Annotated in this window: 1 protein-coding gene and 1 pseudogene; both read left to right on the top strand. The window is 64.5% G+C overall.

Annotated features, from left to right (window positions below; all coding sequences use genetic code 11):
- Nucleotides 1-277 (top strand): annotated as a pseudogene (locus tag EOA29_RS37385) (CoA transferase subunit A); the annotation flags it as partial.
- A complete protein-coding gene (locus tag EOA29_RS37380) occupies nucleotides 274-1,077 on the top strand; it encodes a CoA-transferase subunit beta (RefSeq protein WP_126092961.1) in 804 nt (267 codons plus the stop codon). The pseudogene EOA29_RS37385 and the gene EOA29_RS37380, both read left to right, overlap by 4 nt.
- Nucleotides 1,078-1,107 lie beyond the last annotated feature (30 nt).

The following is a 1,107-nucleotide window of genomic DNA, read 5'->3' as shown; positions in this document are numbered from 1 at the left end:
GGTGACGGTCGAGGAAGTGGTCGACAATTTCGACGACCTGCACCCCAACCTCACCGTGCTGCCGAGTTGGACGATCGCGGCGATCTCGGTCGTGCCTGGCGGCTCGCATCCCTCCTACACGCATGGCTATTACGAACGCGACAACGCCGCCTATCTCGAATGGGACGAAATCGCCGCCGACCGCGACCGCTTCCAGGCCTGGATCAAGAAGAACGTCATCGAGAGCACGGCGGACGACTTCGCCGCCCGCGTCGAGCATCTGAGGAAAGCCGCATGAGCGACGCCGACAATCCGGGCTTCACCCCGAACGAGATGATGACGATTGCCGCAAGCCGCGCGCTGAGAAACGACGATGTCTGCTTCGTCGGCATCGGCGCGCCATCGGCGGCCTGCAACGTCGCGCGGCTGACGCATGCGCCGGACATCACGCTGATCTATGAAAGCGGCACCATCGGCACAGCGCCCGACGTTCTGCCGCTGTCGATCGGCGACGGCGAATTGTGCGAGACGGCGGTCACCACGGTCGCGGTGCCGGAGATGTTCCGCTACTGGCTGCAGGGTGGCCGCATCTCGATCGGCTTCCTGGGTGCGGCCCAGCTCGACAAGTTCGGCAACATCAACACCACCGTCATCGGCGACTACGCGCATCCCAAGACCCGCCTGCCCGGCGGCGGCGGCGCGCCGGAGATCGCGACCTCGTCAAGAGAGGTTTACATCACCATGGCGCAGTCGAAGCGCAGCATGGTCGAGACGATCGACTTCTTCACCTCCTTCGGCCATGGCGACGGCGGCGATCATCGCCAGCGCCTCGGCATCGACACGGCCGGCCCGACGCTTCTGATCACCGACCTCGCTGTCTGGAAGCCGGACCCTGTTACCAAGGAATTCACCGTCGTGTCGCTGCATCCCGGCGTCACCCGCGAAGAGGTGCAGGCGACTTGTGGCTGGACGGTCAAGTTTGCCGAGGCCCTTGACGAGACGCCGGAGCCGACGGAACTCGAGCTGAAGACATTGCGCGACCTCCAGGCCCGCACCAAGGCGGCGCATCAAGGGACCGCCAAAGGGAAAGCTGCATAGATGACCGACGCCTTCATCTGCGACTACATC

It is taken from the genome of Mesorhizobium sp. M1E.F.Ca.ET.063.01.1.1, from assembly GCF_003998155.1.
In the GTDB taxonomy this organism is placed as follows: Bacteria; Pseudomonadota; Alphaproteobacteria; order Rhizobiales; family Rhizobiaceae; genus Mesorhizobium.
Note: the sequence above shows the minus strand (reverse complement) of the source record. Positions and strands in the feature narration are given on the sequence as shown.